The 13,069-nt window shown below is 61.8% G+C and carries 8 protein-coding genes and 3 rRNA genes; 6 read left to right on the top strand and 5 right to left on the bottom strand.

Annotated features, from left to right (window positions below; all coding sequences use genetic code 11):
• The first annotated feature begins 5 nt into the window (after positions 1–5).
• The 3 genes from AC1U2B_RS28215 to rrf all read left to right on the top strand — a co-directional run bounded on the left by AC1U2B_RS28215 (position 6) and on the right by rrf (position 5,201).
• Positions 6–1,522: ribosomal RNA gene (locus AC1U2B_RS28215) — 16S ribosomal RNA — on the top strand.
• Positions 1,523–1,923: 401 nt separating this feature from the next.
• A 23S ribosomal RNA gene (locus AC1U2B_RS28210) occupies positions 1,924–4,933 on the top strand.
• Positions 4,934–5,087: 154 nt separating this feature from the next.
• Positions 5,088–5,201: ribosomal RNA gene (gene rrf, locus AC1U2B_RS28205) — 5S ribosomal RNA — on the top strand.
• The 16S, 23S and 5S rRNA genes sit together here, the layout of an rRNA operon.
• Before the next feature lie 123 nt (positions 5,202–5,324).
• On the opposite strand, the gene AC1U2B_RS28200 is transcribed toward rrf, so the two are convergent.
• Both AC1U2B_RS28200 and AC1U2B_RS28195 read right to left on the bottom strand, forming a co-directional pair.
• Entirely contained in the window at positions 5,325–5,834 is a 510-nt protein-coding gene (locus tag AC1U2B_RS28200) for a methylated-DNA--[protein]-cysteine S-methyltransferase (RefSeq protein ID WP_480219383.1), read from the bottom strand.
• Entirely contained in the window at positions 5,831–7,342 is a 1,512-nt protein-coding gene (locus AC1U2B_RS28195) for a DNA-3-methyladenine glycosylase 2 family protein (RefSeq protein ID WP_480219382.1), read from the bottom strand. Before AC1U2B_RS28195 ends, AC1U2B_RS28200 begins: the two co-directional genes overlap by 4 nt.
• 274 nt (positions 7,343–7,616) lie before the next feature.
• On the opposite strand from AC1U2B_RS28195, the gene AC1U2B_RS28190 reads away from it, so the two are divergent.
• Positions 7,617–9,608 carry a DUF1214 domain-containing protein gene (locus tag AC1U2B_RS28190; RefSeq protein ID WP_480219381.1) on the top strand — a complete coding sequence of 664 codons (1,992 nt, stop codon included), beginning with the start codon at positions 7,617–7,619 and terminating at the stop codon, positions 9,606–9,608.
• 1 nt (position 9,609) lies between these two features.
• Here AC1U2B_RS28190 and AC1U2B_RS28185 read toward each other — a convergent pair whose 3' ends face one another.
• Together AC1U2B_RS28185 and AC1U2B_RS28180 are read right to left on the bottom strand one after the other, a co-directional pair.
• Complete coding sequence (locus tag AC1U2B_RS28185; RefSeq protein WP_260973386.1) at positions 9,610–9,906, bottom strand: hypothetical protein; 297 nt, start codon at positions 9,904–9,906, stop codon at positions 9,610–9,612.
• A gap of 43 nt (positions 9,907–9,949) precedes the next feature.
• On the bottom strand, positions 9,950–11,542 hold the full coding sequence (locus AC1U2B_RS28180; protein WP_480219380.1) for an adenylate/guanylate cyclase domain-containing protein: 1,593 nt from the start codon (positions 11,540–11,542) through the stop codon (positions 9,950–9,952).
• Positions 11,543–11,606: 64 nt separating this feature from the next.
• On the opposite strand from AC1U2B_RS28180, the gene nucS reads away from it, so the two are divergent.
• Complete coding sequence (gene nucS, locus AC1U2B_RS28175; RefSeq protein WP_043394692.1) at positions 11,607–12,275, top strand: endonuclease NucS; 669 nt, start codon at positions 11,607–11,609, stop codon at positions 12,273–12,275.
• On the top strand, positions 12,272–12,562 hold the full coding sequence (locus AC1U2B_RS28170; protein WP_390892866.1) for an Rv1322 family protein: 291 nt from the start codon (positions 12,272–12,274) through the stop codon (positions 12,560–12,562). The genes nucS and AC1U2B_RS28170 overlap by 4 nt, the downstream gene beginning before the upstream one ends.
• Positions 12,563–12,569: 7 nt before the next feature.
• Here AC1U2B_RS28170 and mce read toward each other — a convergent pair whose 3' ends face one another.
• Positions 12,570–13,046: a methylmalonyl-CoA epimerase gene (gene mce / locus AC1U2B_RS28165; RefSeq protein WP_480219379.1), complete on the bottom strand. Its 477-nt coding sequence runs from the start codon at positions 13,044–13,046 to the stop codon at positions 12,570–12,572.
• Between the last annotated feature and the right edge of the window lie 23 nt (positions 13,047–13,069).

Here is a 13,069-nt window from a genome sequence, read left to right as displayed (position 1 = left end):
GTTTTTGTTTGGAGAGTTTGATCCTGGCTCAGGACGAACGCTGGCGGCGTGCTTAACACATGCAAGTCGAACGGAAAGGCCCTTCGGGGTACTCGAGTGGCGAACGGGTGAGTAACACGTGGGTGATCTGCCCTGCACTTTGGGATAAGCCTGGGAAACTGGGTCTAATACCGAATATGACCACGCTCTTCATGGGGTGTGGTGGAAAGCTTTTGCGGTGTGGGATGGGCCCGCGGCCTATCAGCTTGTTGGTGGGGTAATGGCCTACCAAGGCGACGACGGGTAGCCGGCCTGAGAGGGTGACCGGCCACACTGGGACTGAGATACGGCCCAGACTCCTACGGGAGGCAGCAGTGGGGAATATTGCACAATGGGCGCAAGCCTGATGCAGCGACGCCGCGTGAGGGATGACGGCCTTCGGGTTGTAAACCTCTTTCACCAGGGACGAAGCGCAAGTGACGGTACCTGGAGAAGAAGCACCGGCCAACTACGTGCCAGCAGCCGCGGTAATACGTAGGGTGCGAGCGTTGTCCGGAATTACTGGGCGTAAAGAGCTCGTAGGTGGTTTGTCGCGTTGTTCGTGAAAACTCACAGCTTAACTGTGGGCGTGCGGGCGATACGGGCAGACTAGAGTACTGCAGGGGAGACTGGAATTCCTGGTGTAGCGGTGGAATGCGCAGATATCAGGAGGAACACCGGTGGCGAAGGCGGGTCTCTGGGCAGTAACTGACGCTGAGGAGCGAAAGCGTGGGGAGCGAACAGGATTAGATACCCTGGTAGTCCACGCCGTAAACGGTGGGTACTAGGTGTGGGTTCCTTCCTTGGGATCCGTGCCGTAGCTAACGCATTAAGTACCCCGCCTGGGGAGTACGGCCGCAAGGCTAAAACTCAAAGGAATTGACGGGGGCCCGCACAAGCGGCGGAGCATGTGGATTAATTCGATGCAACGCGAAGAACCTTACCTGGGTTTGACATGCACAGGACGCTGGTAGAGATATCAGTTCCCTTGTGGCCTGTGTGCAGGTGGTGCATGGCTGTCGTCAGCTCGTGTCGTGAGATGTTGGGTTAAGTCCCGCAACGAGCGCAACCCCTATCTTATGTTGCCAGCGCGTTATGGCGGGGACTCGTAAGAGACTGCCGGGGTCAACTCGGAGGAAGGTGGGGATGACGTCAAGTCATCATGCCCCTTATGTCCAGGGCTTCACACATGCTACAATGGCCGGTACAAAGGGCTGCGAATCCGCGAGGTGGAGCGAATCCCTTGAAAGCCGGTCTCAGTTCGGATCGGGGTCTGCAACTCGACCCCGTGAAGTTGGAGTCGCTAGTAATCGCAGATCAGCAACGCTGCGGTGAATACGTTCCCGGGCCTTGTACACACCGCCCGTCACGTCATGAAAGTCGGTAACACCCGAAGCCGGTGGCCTAACCCTTGTGGAGGGAGCCGTCGAAGGTGGGATCGGCGATTGGGACGAAGTCGTAACAAGGTAGCCGTACCGGAAGGTGCGGCTGGATCACCTCCTTTCTAAGGAGCACCATTTATCGATTCCCCCGTGCCGGCAATAGTGCCGGGGTTCATGGTTGGGAGATGGCCGGCGCCTGTAGTGGGTTTGCTGGTGGGTGCATACAACAAACGTTCGTCTCGGTGGAAAATCCTGGGGCGTGAAGAATGGCCAGACACACTGTTGGGTCCTGAGACAACAGGCCCGTTGCTTCCCCTCTTTGTGGGGTGGGAGACACCGCTCCGTTGGGGGTGGTGGGGGTTGTTGTTGCCTCACCGGTTTTGGTGGTGGGGTGTGGTGTTTGACTTGTGGATAGTGGTTGCGAGCATCTAACGCGCAAATGTGCACTCCGAATCTTCGGGTTCGGGGATGTTTTTTGTGTGTTGATGTGCAATTTTGATTCTTGTTTTCAATTGGTTTTTGTGCGTAAGTGTTTAAGGGCGCATGGTGGATGCCTTGGCATCAGAGGCCGATGAAGGACGTAGGAGGCTGCGATAAGCCTCGGGGAGCTGCCAACCGAGCGTTGATCCGAGGATGTCCGAATGGGGAAACCCAGCACGAGTTATGTCGTGTTACCCATGCCTGAATATATAGGGTGTGGGAGGTAACGCGGGGAAGTGAAACATCTCAGTACCCGTAGGAAGAGAAAACAATTGTGATTCCGTGAGTAGTGGCGAGCGAAAGCGGATGAGGCTAAACCGTATGCATGTGATACCGGGTAGGGGTTGTGTGTGCGGGGTTGTGGGACCTATCTTTTCAGCTCTATCCGGCTGGAGGGCAGTAAGAAAATGTCGTGGTTAACGGAAGTGGCTTGGGATGGCCTGCCGTAGAGGGTGAGAGTCCCGTACGTGAAAACCCGATGTCTGCCTTGATGGTGTTCCCGAGTAGCAGCGGGCCCGTGAAATCTGCTGTGAATCTGCCGAGACCACTCGGTAAGCCTAAATACCTTCTGATGACCGATAGCGGATTAGTACCGTGAGGGAATGGTGAAAAGTACCCCGGGAGGGGAGTGAAATAGTACCTGAAACCGTGTGCCTACAATCCGTCAGAGCCCTCGTTTACGTGGGGTGATGGCGTGCCTTTTGAAGAATGAGCCTGCGAGTCAGGGACATGTCGCGAGGTTAACCCGTGGGGGGTAGCCGTAGCGAAAGCGAGTCTGAATAGGGCGTATCCCGTAAGGGTGTAGTGGCATGTTCTGGACCCGAAGCGGAGTGATCTACCCATGGCCAGGGTGAAGCGCGGGTAAGACCGCGTGGAGGCCCGAACCCACTTAGGTTGAAGACTGAGGGGATGAGTTGTGGGTAGGGGTGAAAGGCCAATCAAACTCCGTGATAGCTGGTTCTCCCCGAAATGCATTTAGGTGCAGCGTTGCGTGTTTCTTGCCGGAGGTAGAGCTACTGGATGGCCGATGGGCCTCACCAGGTTACTGACGTCAGCCAAACTCCGAATGCCGGTAAGACAAAAGCGTGGCAGTGAGACGGCGGGGGATAAGCTCCGTGCGTCGAGAGGGAAACAGCCCAGATCGCCGACTAAGGCCCCTAAGCGTGTGCTAAGTGGAAAAGGATGTGCAGTCGCGAAGACAACCAGGAGGTTGGCTTAGAAGCAGCCACCCTTGAAAGAGTGCGTAATAGCTCACTGGTCAAGTGATTGTGCGCCGATAATGTAGCGGGGCTCAAGCACACCGCCGAAGTCGCGGCATCCGCAAGGATGGGTAGGGGAGCGTCCTGCATCCGGTGAAGCAGCCTAGTGATGGAGCTGTGGAGGGTGTGGGAGTGAGAATGCAGGCATGAGTAGCGAATAGGCAAGTGAGAACCTTGCCCGCCGAAAGACCAAGGGTTCCTGGGGCAGGCCAGTCCGCCCAGGGTGAGTCGGGACCTAAGGCGAGGCCGACAGGCGTAGTCGATGGACAACGGGTTGATATTCCCGTACCCGTGTGTGTGCGTCCGTGATGAATCCATTGTGCTAACCATCCAAATGGCACGTGATGATCCTTTCGGGGATCACGTGTTGCCGGCTGCGTGGGACCCTGGTGGGTAGTAGTCAAGCGACGGGGTGACGCAGGAAGGTAGCCGTACCGGTCAGTGGTAATACCGGGGTAAGCCTGTAGGACGAACGATAGGCAAATCCGTCGTTCATATGTCTGAGAGGTGATGCATAGCCGAGTGAGGCGAATTCGGTGATCCTATGCTGCCAAGAAAAGCCTCTAGCGAGTGCACACATGGCCCGTACCCCAAACCAACACAGGTGGTCAGGTAGAGAATACTAAGGCGTACGAGTTAACTATGGTTAAGGAACTCGGCAAAATACCTCCGTAACTTCGGGAGAAGGAGGACCCCTTACTGTCAACACCCTTGCGGTGGGCAGCGGTGGGGGGTGGCACAAACCAGTGAGAAGCGACTGTTTACTAAAAACACAGGTCCGTGCGAAGTCGCAAGACGATGTATACGGACTGACGCCTGCCCGGTGCTGGAAGGTTAAGAGGACCTGTTAACTCCTTCGGGGGTGAAGCGGAGAATTTAAGCCCCAGTAAACGGCGGTGGTAACTATAACCATCCTAAGGTAGCGAAATTCCTTGTCGGGTAAGTTCCGACCTGCACGAATGGCGTAACGACTTCTCAACTGTCTCAACCATAGACTCGGCGAAATTGCACTACGAGTAAAGATGCTCGTTACGCGCGGCAGGACGAAAAGACCCCGGGACCTTCACTACAACTTGGTATTGGAGTTCGGTACGGTTTGTGTAGGATAGGTGGGAGACTGTGAAGCGCACACGCCAGTGTGTGTGGAGTCGTTGTTGAAATACCACTCTGATCGTATTGGGCTTCTAACTTCGGACCGTATATCCGGTCCAGGGACAGTGCCTGGTGGGTAGTTTAACTGGGGCGGTTGCCTCCTAAAATGTAACGGAGGCGCCCAAAGGTTCCCTCAACCTGGACGGCAATCAGGTGTTGAGTGTAAGTGCACAAGGGAGCTTGACTGCGAGACCTACAAGTCGAGCAGGGACGAAAGTCGGGACTAGTGATCCGGCACCCCCGAGTGGAAGGGGTGTCGCTCAACGGATAAAAGGTACCCCGGGGATAACAGGCTGATCTTCCCCAAGAGTCCATATCGACGGGATGGTTTGGCACCTCGATGTCGGCTCGTCGCATCCTGGGGCTGGAGCAGGTCCCAAGGGTTGGGCTGTTCGCCCATTAAAGCGGCACGCGAGCTGGGTTTAGAACGTCGTGAGACAGTTCGGTCTCTATCCGCCGCGCGCGTCAGAAACTTGAGGAAACCTGTCCCTAGTACGAGAGGACCGGGACGGACGAACCTCTGGTCTACCAGTTGTCCCACCAGGGGCACCGCTGGATAGCTACGTTCGGACAGGATAACCGCTGAAAGCATCTAAGCGGGAAACCTCTTCCAAGACCAGGACCGGCCGAAAACTTACACACACCAAAAAAGAACCAATTGTGTGTAAACAAGAACATTGCACATCGTGCCCGCAACCACTATTCACGACACAAAAGTCGAACAGACCACACCCCACCACCAAATAACACCCCCAAAGGGTGCTAAACGGCCGGTGGAGGCGTAATTAAATAGAGTTACGGCGGCAACAGCGGCAGGGAAACGCCCGGTCCCATCCCGAACCCGGAAGCTAAGCCTGCCAGCGCCGATGATACTGCCCTGCACGGGCGGAAAAGTAGGACACCGCCGAACACAAATTGACCTCGACCCCCGATGAAAATCGGGGGTCGAGGCATTTTTGCGTTTTGACGCATTTCTATTTCGGCCTCTATTTCGGCGCCGCGGAATTCCACGGCGCCGGCCGGCGTCGTTCCATCAATCGAATAGCGTCGGCTCCTCAGTGCCAGACCGGCTCTTCTCCAGATTGAGCAGCAGCTTCTTGCGATCCAATCCGCCGCCATATCCCGTCAGGCTGCCATTCGCCCCGATCACACGATGGCAGGGCACGATGATGCCGACCGGATTGTGCCCGTTCGCCAATCCGACGGCCCGTGACGCTCCCGGCGATCCGACCTGCACGGCGATTTCACCGTAGGAACGCGTTTCGCCGTACGGGATGGTCAACAGCGCACCCCAGACGCGGCGCTGGAACTCGGTGCCGATGAGGTCGAGCTCCAAGTCGAATTCTTGGAGGTCACCGGCGAAGTACGCCGTGAGTTGGTCGACGGCCTCGGGAAATGCGGTCTCGTCGGGCTCCCAACCGTCATGGCTGGGTTCGTAGGTCTGATCGTGCATCCGCAGATGTCGTATCCGGCCGTCGCGGCCGGCGAGGGTGATGGTGCCGACCGGGCTCTGCATGGTCCGGGTCTGCAAGGTGGCGGTCATGCCTGCTCCTGTCGGGGTGATGGCGTCGTCAGCGGCGGCCATTGGTTGACCGCATGATCCAGGGAGGTCCATAGGTGTTGCGTGGCGTAGGCGCGCCACGGGCGCCAATGCGCACTGTGCTCGATCAATTTGCGTGGATTATCCGGCAGCCCAGCTTGTTTGGCCGCAGCCTGGACCCCGAGATCGCTGGCAGGAAAGGCATCAGGATCACCGAGCCCCCGCATCGCGATCACCTCGGCTGTCCACGGCCCGACCCCGGGCAGTTCGGCCAACTGGGTACGGGCCTGCAACCAGTCCGATCCGGCGTCGAGCTCAAGGGTGCCGGCGGCGAGGGCGCCGATCAGCGCGACAACGGTCCGTCGGCGGGACTCCGGAAAGGCGAGGTGGCTCGGATCGATCTCGGCCAGCTGCGAGACGGAGGGGAAGACATGCGTCAAGCCGCCCTCTGGGTCGTTGATGGTCGAGCCGTAGGCGACCGCCAGCCGGCGGGTATGCGTCGCTGCCGCCTTCATCGATACCTGCTGGCCGATCACCACCCGCAGTGCCAATTCGTTCTCGTCGACCGTGCGGGGGATGCGCTGCCCAGGTGCCTTGGCGACGATGGGCGCAAGGTTCCGGTCGGTGTTGAGGACGTCGATGACGGCCTCGGGGTCGGCGTCGAGGTCGAGGAGTCGCCGGCATCGGGCGATGGCGGTGGCCAGGTCGCGGAAGTCGTCGAGGATCAGCGTGCACTGGACGTGGTCGACGCTCGGCGACAGTCCGACGATGCCGGTGCCGTTGGGGAGCCGGAGGGTGCGGCGGAAAGCACCGTCGCGGACTTCTTCTACGCCGGGTACCGCGCCGGCCGCAAGATGGCCGAACACCCCTTCGTAGGCGAAGGGCGTCCGAACGGGTAGTCGGACGGAAAGAGTTCCCGTGCCGGGGTTTTCGTTGGGTTCGAACCGGGTTTGAGCTCGTTGACGGAGTTCGGTCGGCGTCAGTGCGCATACTTCGCGAATGGTGTCGTTGAACTGACGGATGCTCGAGAAGCCGGCAGCGAACGCGACGTCGCCGAAGGGCAGTTTCGTGGTCTCGATCAGGACGCGGGCGGTCTGGCTCCGTTGGGCGCGGGCGAGTGCCAAGGGGTTTGCGCCGACCTCGGCCTGCAGCAGCCGCTCGAGCTGTCGGGTGGTGTAGCCGAGCCTGGCGGCCAGCCCTGTGACGCCCTCGCGGTCGACGGTGCCGTCGGTGATCAGGCGCATCGCGCGGGCGACCACATCGGTGCGAATGTTCCACTCCGGCGATCCCGGCGACGCGTCGGGCCGGCAGCGCTTGCAGGCCCGGAAGCCGGCCCGCTGCGCTGCCGCGGCGGTTGGGTAGAAGCGGACATTGCGCGCGAATGGCGGCCGGACCGGGCAACTGGGACGGCAGTAAATGCCCGTGGTGAGGACGGCCGTGACGAACCAACCGTCGAACCGGGCGTCCTTGGATTGGACTGCCCGATAGCAGCGGTCGAAGTCGTCATACATGCCTTCGACAATGGCATGCGCCCTGGCCGAGTACTAGCGGAAAATCGACATCAACGTGGCTCGCGAGACAATTTTAATCGTTTGTCTCGTTTTCTACTGACTTGTGTGTTGGGCTTTGTTATAACTGGAACGCGTTCTAGTCGGGGTCGAGGGGAAGCACATGCCAATGAACAGTCGTGAGCAGTTGCCAACTGGCGCAGCCAGATTCGTCGGCCGGGTTGGTGCATTGGCAGTCGCCCTGGGAATCGGCGTGGCCGTGGCAAGTAGCCCAGGCGTGGCGTTTGCGGCCCCGAGCGACGCCGGAGGGTCCTCGTCGGACAGCCATGCCAAGGGCGAGGGTCATGCCACGGGTGACGGCGACAAGGCCGACCCGAGCAAGCCGAAGCCCGACAAAGGGGACAAGCGTTCGGGCGTCCTGAATTCGGCGAAGAAGTCGTCGAAGCGGCCGTCGGGGAAGACGGATGTCGCGAAGCCGTCGGCCGCGAAGGATGCGATCGACACCGACAAGGCATCCGGGCCTGAAGCCAAGCCCACCGCCAAGAAGGTTGCCAACACGCCGACTGTGACCGCGGCCAAGAAGCCCCCGACAGTGCAAGCGAGCGTGGCGGCGAAGGAGGACGCGCCCACGCGCTCCGTGCCGCGCGTGCATGCCGTCGCGCCGGTCGCTGCAATCGGTGCGCCGGTCGCTGCGGCTACCGCGGCGGTGTCGCACGCGCTCGCGGCCGTGGGGCTGAACGGGACGGCGAATGCGTCCGGGAATCCGGTGGCACCGCTGCAGAATGCCGCGTTGTCCGCGCTGCTGGGCGCCACCCGTCGCGAGACTGCATCCTCCTCGGCGACAACGACATTGGCAGCCGCGCCGACGTCGCTGCAGAGCACACCCACTGTGCTCGGTACGGCACAGCAGCTGGCTGCCGAGAGGAAAGCCAACGCCATCGTGAACACGCTGCCGATGCAGTTCATGAAGGCGATCCTGAAGTTTGCGTTCCAGATGAATGCCAAGCAGCAGTACTCCCAGGTCGGTGGGCCCGATCAGGAGAACGTCGACCAGTTGGGCCAGGCAGTCGACGAATACGCCCAACAGGCCGCCATGGAGTACCAGCTGCTCAACCCGATGCGACCGACGGTGCTGGAAATGGTTATGCCGCCGCACAATTGGTTCGGCCAGTCGATCACCGGCACCCGCATCCTGTACGACAACCCGGACACCATCTACCGGATGATGGCGGTCAACTCGACGTCGACGTACGTCATCAGCGGGAAGTTCGGCCCGGGGGAGCGCCCGGCGGAGACCACGTTCAGTGTGCTGACGGGCCTCGGTGGCAAGACCGCCGCGGTGCTCAATGCCAAGGACATGCAGATCAACCCGGACGGCACCTTCACCGTGACGGTGAGTTCCCGTCCGGCCGAAGCAGGACAGACCAACCATCTGCAGATCCCGACCGACACCACGTTGATCGTGGCTCGGAACACGTTGTCGGACTGGAACGCTCAGGAACCCATGAGCTTGTCCATTCAGCGGGTCAGTGGTCCACGGGACAGCCTGTTCGCACAGATCGGTGGCTTCGACATCCCCGGGCTGGGACCGGCCGTGTCCGGCAACCCGTTCCTGACAAACCTGGTCTCGCTCGTCCCGCCGCTGCCGGTGATGCCGCGGTTCTTGCAGGGCCTGGAAGCGTCGGTGATCCTCGCGCTCGGACTGCGGATGGAACCGCAGTACATGGATGTGGCGACCAAGGATTCGTCGGGAAAGACGAAGGCGGCCAACGTCTTCACGGATCCCGAGAGCAATGCCACGTTCTTGTCGACCCAGTTGCAGAGCGCGGGGTACTACCAACTGGCTGACAGCGAGGCGCTGGTGCTGACAATCAAGCCCGGCGATGCCGGCTATTTCGTCGTGCCGGTGACCAACGACTGGACCATCACCAAGAACTACTGGGATCAGCAGACGAGCCTGAACATCGCGCAGTCGGTGGCCAACGCGGACGGTAGCTACACCATCGTGGTGTCGCCGACCGATCCCGGTGTGGCGAACTGGGTGTCCACCGGTGGCCTCAACCAGGGGACCATCTCGATCCGTTTCCAGGACATCGACACCACCGGTACCAATCTGCCGAAGGTGAGTTCACAGGTGGTGGCGCTCAGCGACCTCGGTACGGTCCTGCCGGCCGGGACGACGTATGTCACTGCGGCACAACGGCAAGCGGCACTCGACGCACGCAAGGCCGGATTCGACAAGAGGTTCGCGCCCTACCCGCAGGTGTGACTCACCATTCGTGGTTCGGGCATTGGACGTCGACATACACCGTCGCCGCGACCGGCCCGCCCGGTTTGAAGTTGCCGGGGTTGTTCACGCCGGTGACCCAGCAGACGCTGAGCGGCTTGACGTCGAAACCGTTGGTCCAGTTGATCTGCACGAGGTAGCCCTCGGCCTGGAGGTTGTTGATGACGTCGGCTGCCGAACCGCCGGTGTCGAGGGTGGGGTCGGCCGCGGCGAGCGGAGCGAGCACCAGCGACACGGCGAGTGCGCCGGCGGCAGCAGCCATGACGGTGTGTCGCTTCATGATCACCATGATCCTCCGGATCTGTGTGAAGCAGATGTGAATTTCAGGCCAGGATGGCCAGTTGCGTCGGTTCGGACAGTCCGCGCAGGGTGACGGTGTCGCCCAAAGCCCAGTTCGCTCTTTCGGATTCACTCACGGCGTCGAGCATCGTCGCGGCGGCGGCCAGATGCCCCGGCACGGACTTGGCGAGTTCGCACAGTCGCGCCGCCGCGTTGACGGGCTCGCCGATCACGGTGTACTCGAACCGTTCCTTGGCCCCGACATTGCCGGCCACCACGGTGCCGGCGGCGACGCCGAGTCCGGCCTTCAGCTCGGGCACCTCGTCACGCAGCCGCGAGGCGATGGCCCGGGCGGCTGCCAGGGCGTCACCCTCGGTGCACTGCAACGACACCGGCGCCCCGAAGACCGCCAGCACCGCGTCGCCTTCGAATTTGTTGACGAACCCATGGTGCCGGTCCACCTCGTCGACGATGACGGCGAAGAAGCGGTTCAGCAGGGCGACGACCTCGACGGCCGGGCGGCTGGTCACCAGTTGGGTCGAGCCGATGACGTCGACGAAGATCACCGCCGCGTGCCGTTCTTCGCCGCCGAGTTGTGGCTTCTCCTGCTCGGCAAGCGCCGCGACTTCGCGCCCCACATGCCGGCCGAACAGGTCGCGCACCCGTTCGCGTTCGCGCAGCCCGTGCACCATCGAGTTGAATCCGCGTTGCAGCTGACCCAGTTCGGTGCCGTCGAAGACGACCAGATCCGTGGTCAGGTCGCCTTGCTCAACCCGGCTGAGCGCTTGTCGCACAATGCGAATCGGGCTGGCAGTCAGCCACGACACGATCCACATCAACAATGCGCCGAACACCAACGCGAACACCGCCAGGACCAGTACTGCGAAGGCGAACTGGGTTGGGGTGAGCGTGGATTGGGTCAGCGCGAACACCGCGGCCAACAGCACGCCGAGCATCGGCACTCCGGAGCCGAACGCCCACACCACCATGGTGCGGCCCATGATTCCGGGTGCCAGCCGTGAGGGCGGTCGTCCGGCCTGGAGCGCGTCGGCGGCGACCGGGCGGAGCGCGAACTCGGTGTACAGGTTGCAACTGGTGGAGACGACGATGCCGGGGAAGGTGACACCCAGCAGCAGTTTGGGAATGAACTGAGTGTCGTGCAGGGCGTAGAGCGTGGTCAGCAATGCGGCGCCGGCGCCCCACAGGCAGAGCAGCACGAGAGTGAGCTGGCCCGGCGCCCGGAAGGTGTTGCGCTGGTCCTCGATTGTCGGGGCGCGTCCTTCGATGGCCCATCGCACGCTTTGAATCACCCTGTTGGTCGCCCACACCACGCCGATCAGGAAGGCCAGCAAGATGTATGCGGGCGCCACGATCGTGGTGATCCACCAAACGTCAGCCCTGAAGACGTTTGGAGTCGGGAACAGTACGGTCTCGATGAGAATCGAGACGCCGACACCGATCATGTTGGCGACGATCACGAATGTGGTCAGGATCAGTTGGATGCGGATCCGGCGTCGGCGTTGGGATTCGGAGACGCGCCCCAGAATCCACGATCCATATTCGGGCGTGGTGGTACGCGGGGTTATGGCTTCCCGTATCCGTACCAGGCGCGTCGTCCCGGCTTGGTCCGCAGTCATTGGTCGTCAGCCTAGTTCGTGGGGCGAGTCCGAACGAGGATTCGCTGCCCCTAAGGTGGGTCGGGTGCGTCTCGTGATCGCCCAGTGCACTGTTGACTACGTCGGACGTCTGACCGCACATCTGCCGTCGGCCCGTCGCCTGCTGTTGTTCAAGGCGGACGGGTCGGTGAGCGTGCATGCCGACGACCGCGCCTACAAGCCGCTGAACTGGATGACGCCGCCGTGCTGGATCACCGAGGAGGCTGAAGAGGGTCTCGTCTGGGTCGTCGAGAACAAGGCCGGCGAGCAGTTGCGGATCACCGTCGAGGACATCGAGCACGACTCCAGCCACGAACTCGGGGTCGATCCGGGTCTGGTGAAGGACGGTGTCGAGGCTCACCTGCAGGAGCTCCTCGCCGAGCACGTGGAGCTGCTCGGGGTCGGCTACACGTTGGTGCGCCGGGAGTACCCGACGCCGATCGGTCCGGTGGACCTGTTGTGCCGGGATGAGACCGGTGCGTCGGTCGCGGTGGAGATCAAGCGGCGCGGCGAGATCGACGGCGTCGAGCAGCTGACGCGGTACCTGGACCTGCTGAACCGCGACAGCGTGCTGGCGCCGGTGGCCGGGGTGTTCGCTGCCCAGCAGATCAAGCCGCAGGCGCGCACGCTCGCTACCGACCGTGGAATCCGTTGCGTGACTTTGGACTACGACAAGATGCGCGGAATGGACAACGACGAGTTCCGGTTGTTCTGATGCCTCGGCGACGTCCGGAGCGGCCTCGGCGGGACCCGCCGCCGCTGCTCGGGCTGTCGTCGCGCCGGGTGGAGACCGGACCTGACGGATACGACTACGAGGTGCGGCCGGTGGCCGGTTCGCGCGCCGTCAAGACCTACCGGTGCCCGGGATGTGATCACGAAATTCGTCCGGGCACAGCGCATGTGGTGGTGCTACGGGTCGACGATGCCGAAGACCGCCGGCATTGGCACACGCCGTGCTGGGGGAATCGGGGGAACAGAGGACCGACCCGAAGGTGGTCCTAGATCAGGCTCAGTGCGCGGAGTCTTTGGCGGGCTCGACCAGTTCGATCAGCACGCCGCCGGCATCCTTCGGGTGGATGAAGTTGATGCGCGAGTTGGCGGTGCCACGGCGCGGGGCTTCGTACAGCAGGCGGACGCCGTCGGCGCGCAGGCGCTCGGACAGGGCCTCGATGTCGCTGGTCCGGTAGGCCAGCTGCTGCAGGCCGGGGCCGCGGGTGTTGATGAACTTGGCGATGGTCGACTTCTCGTCGAGCGGCGCCAGCAGCTGAATCTGGGCGCTACCGACCGCTGCGCCACGGACCGAGAGCATGGCCTCGCGGACGCCCTGGTCCTCGTTGACCTCTTCGTGCAGGACGATCATGCCGAGATGGTCGTGGTACCAGCGAATGGCGACGTCCAGATCCGGCACGGCGATGCCGACATGATCGATGGCGGTCACCAGGGCGCTGGCCAGCGCGGGACGGGCATCGACGTGTTCGGTGGTCATAACGTAAAGGTAACCTGAGACGA

Source organism: Mycolicibacterium sp. P4_G11 (assembly GCF_056555145.1).
The sequence above is the reverse complement of the archived record's forward strand: the minus strand, read 5'-3'. Positions and strand labels throughout refer to the sequence as shown.

What these genes read in the sequence shown, in the direction of transcription:
- AC1U2B_RS28200 (WP_480219383.1), bottom strand. Translation starts at nt 5,834, where the DNA reads ATGACCGCCACCTTGCAGACCCGGACCATGCAGAGCCCGGTCGGCACC.
- AC1U2B_RS28195 (WP_480219382.1), bottom strand. Translation starts at nt 7,342, where the DNA reads ATGTATGACGACTTCGACCGCTGCTATCGGGCAGTCCAATCCAAGGAC.
- AC1U2B_RS28185 (WP_260973386.1), bottom strand. Translation starts at nt 9,906, where the DNA reads ATGAAGCGACACACCGTCATGGCTGCTGCCGCCGGCGCACTCGCCGTG.
- AC1U2B_RS28180 (WP_480219380.1), bottom strand. Translation starts at nt 11,542, where the DNA reads ATGACTGCGGACCAAGCCGGGACGACGCGCCTGGTACGGATACGGGAA.
- mce (WP_480219379.1), bottom strand. Translation starts at nt 13,046, where the DNA reads ATGACCACCGAACACGTCGATGCCCGTCCCGCGCTGGCCAGCGCCCTG.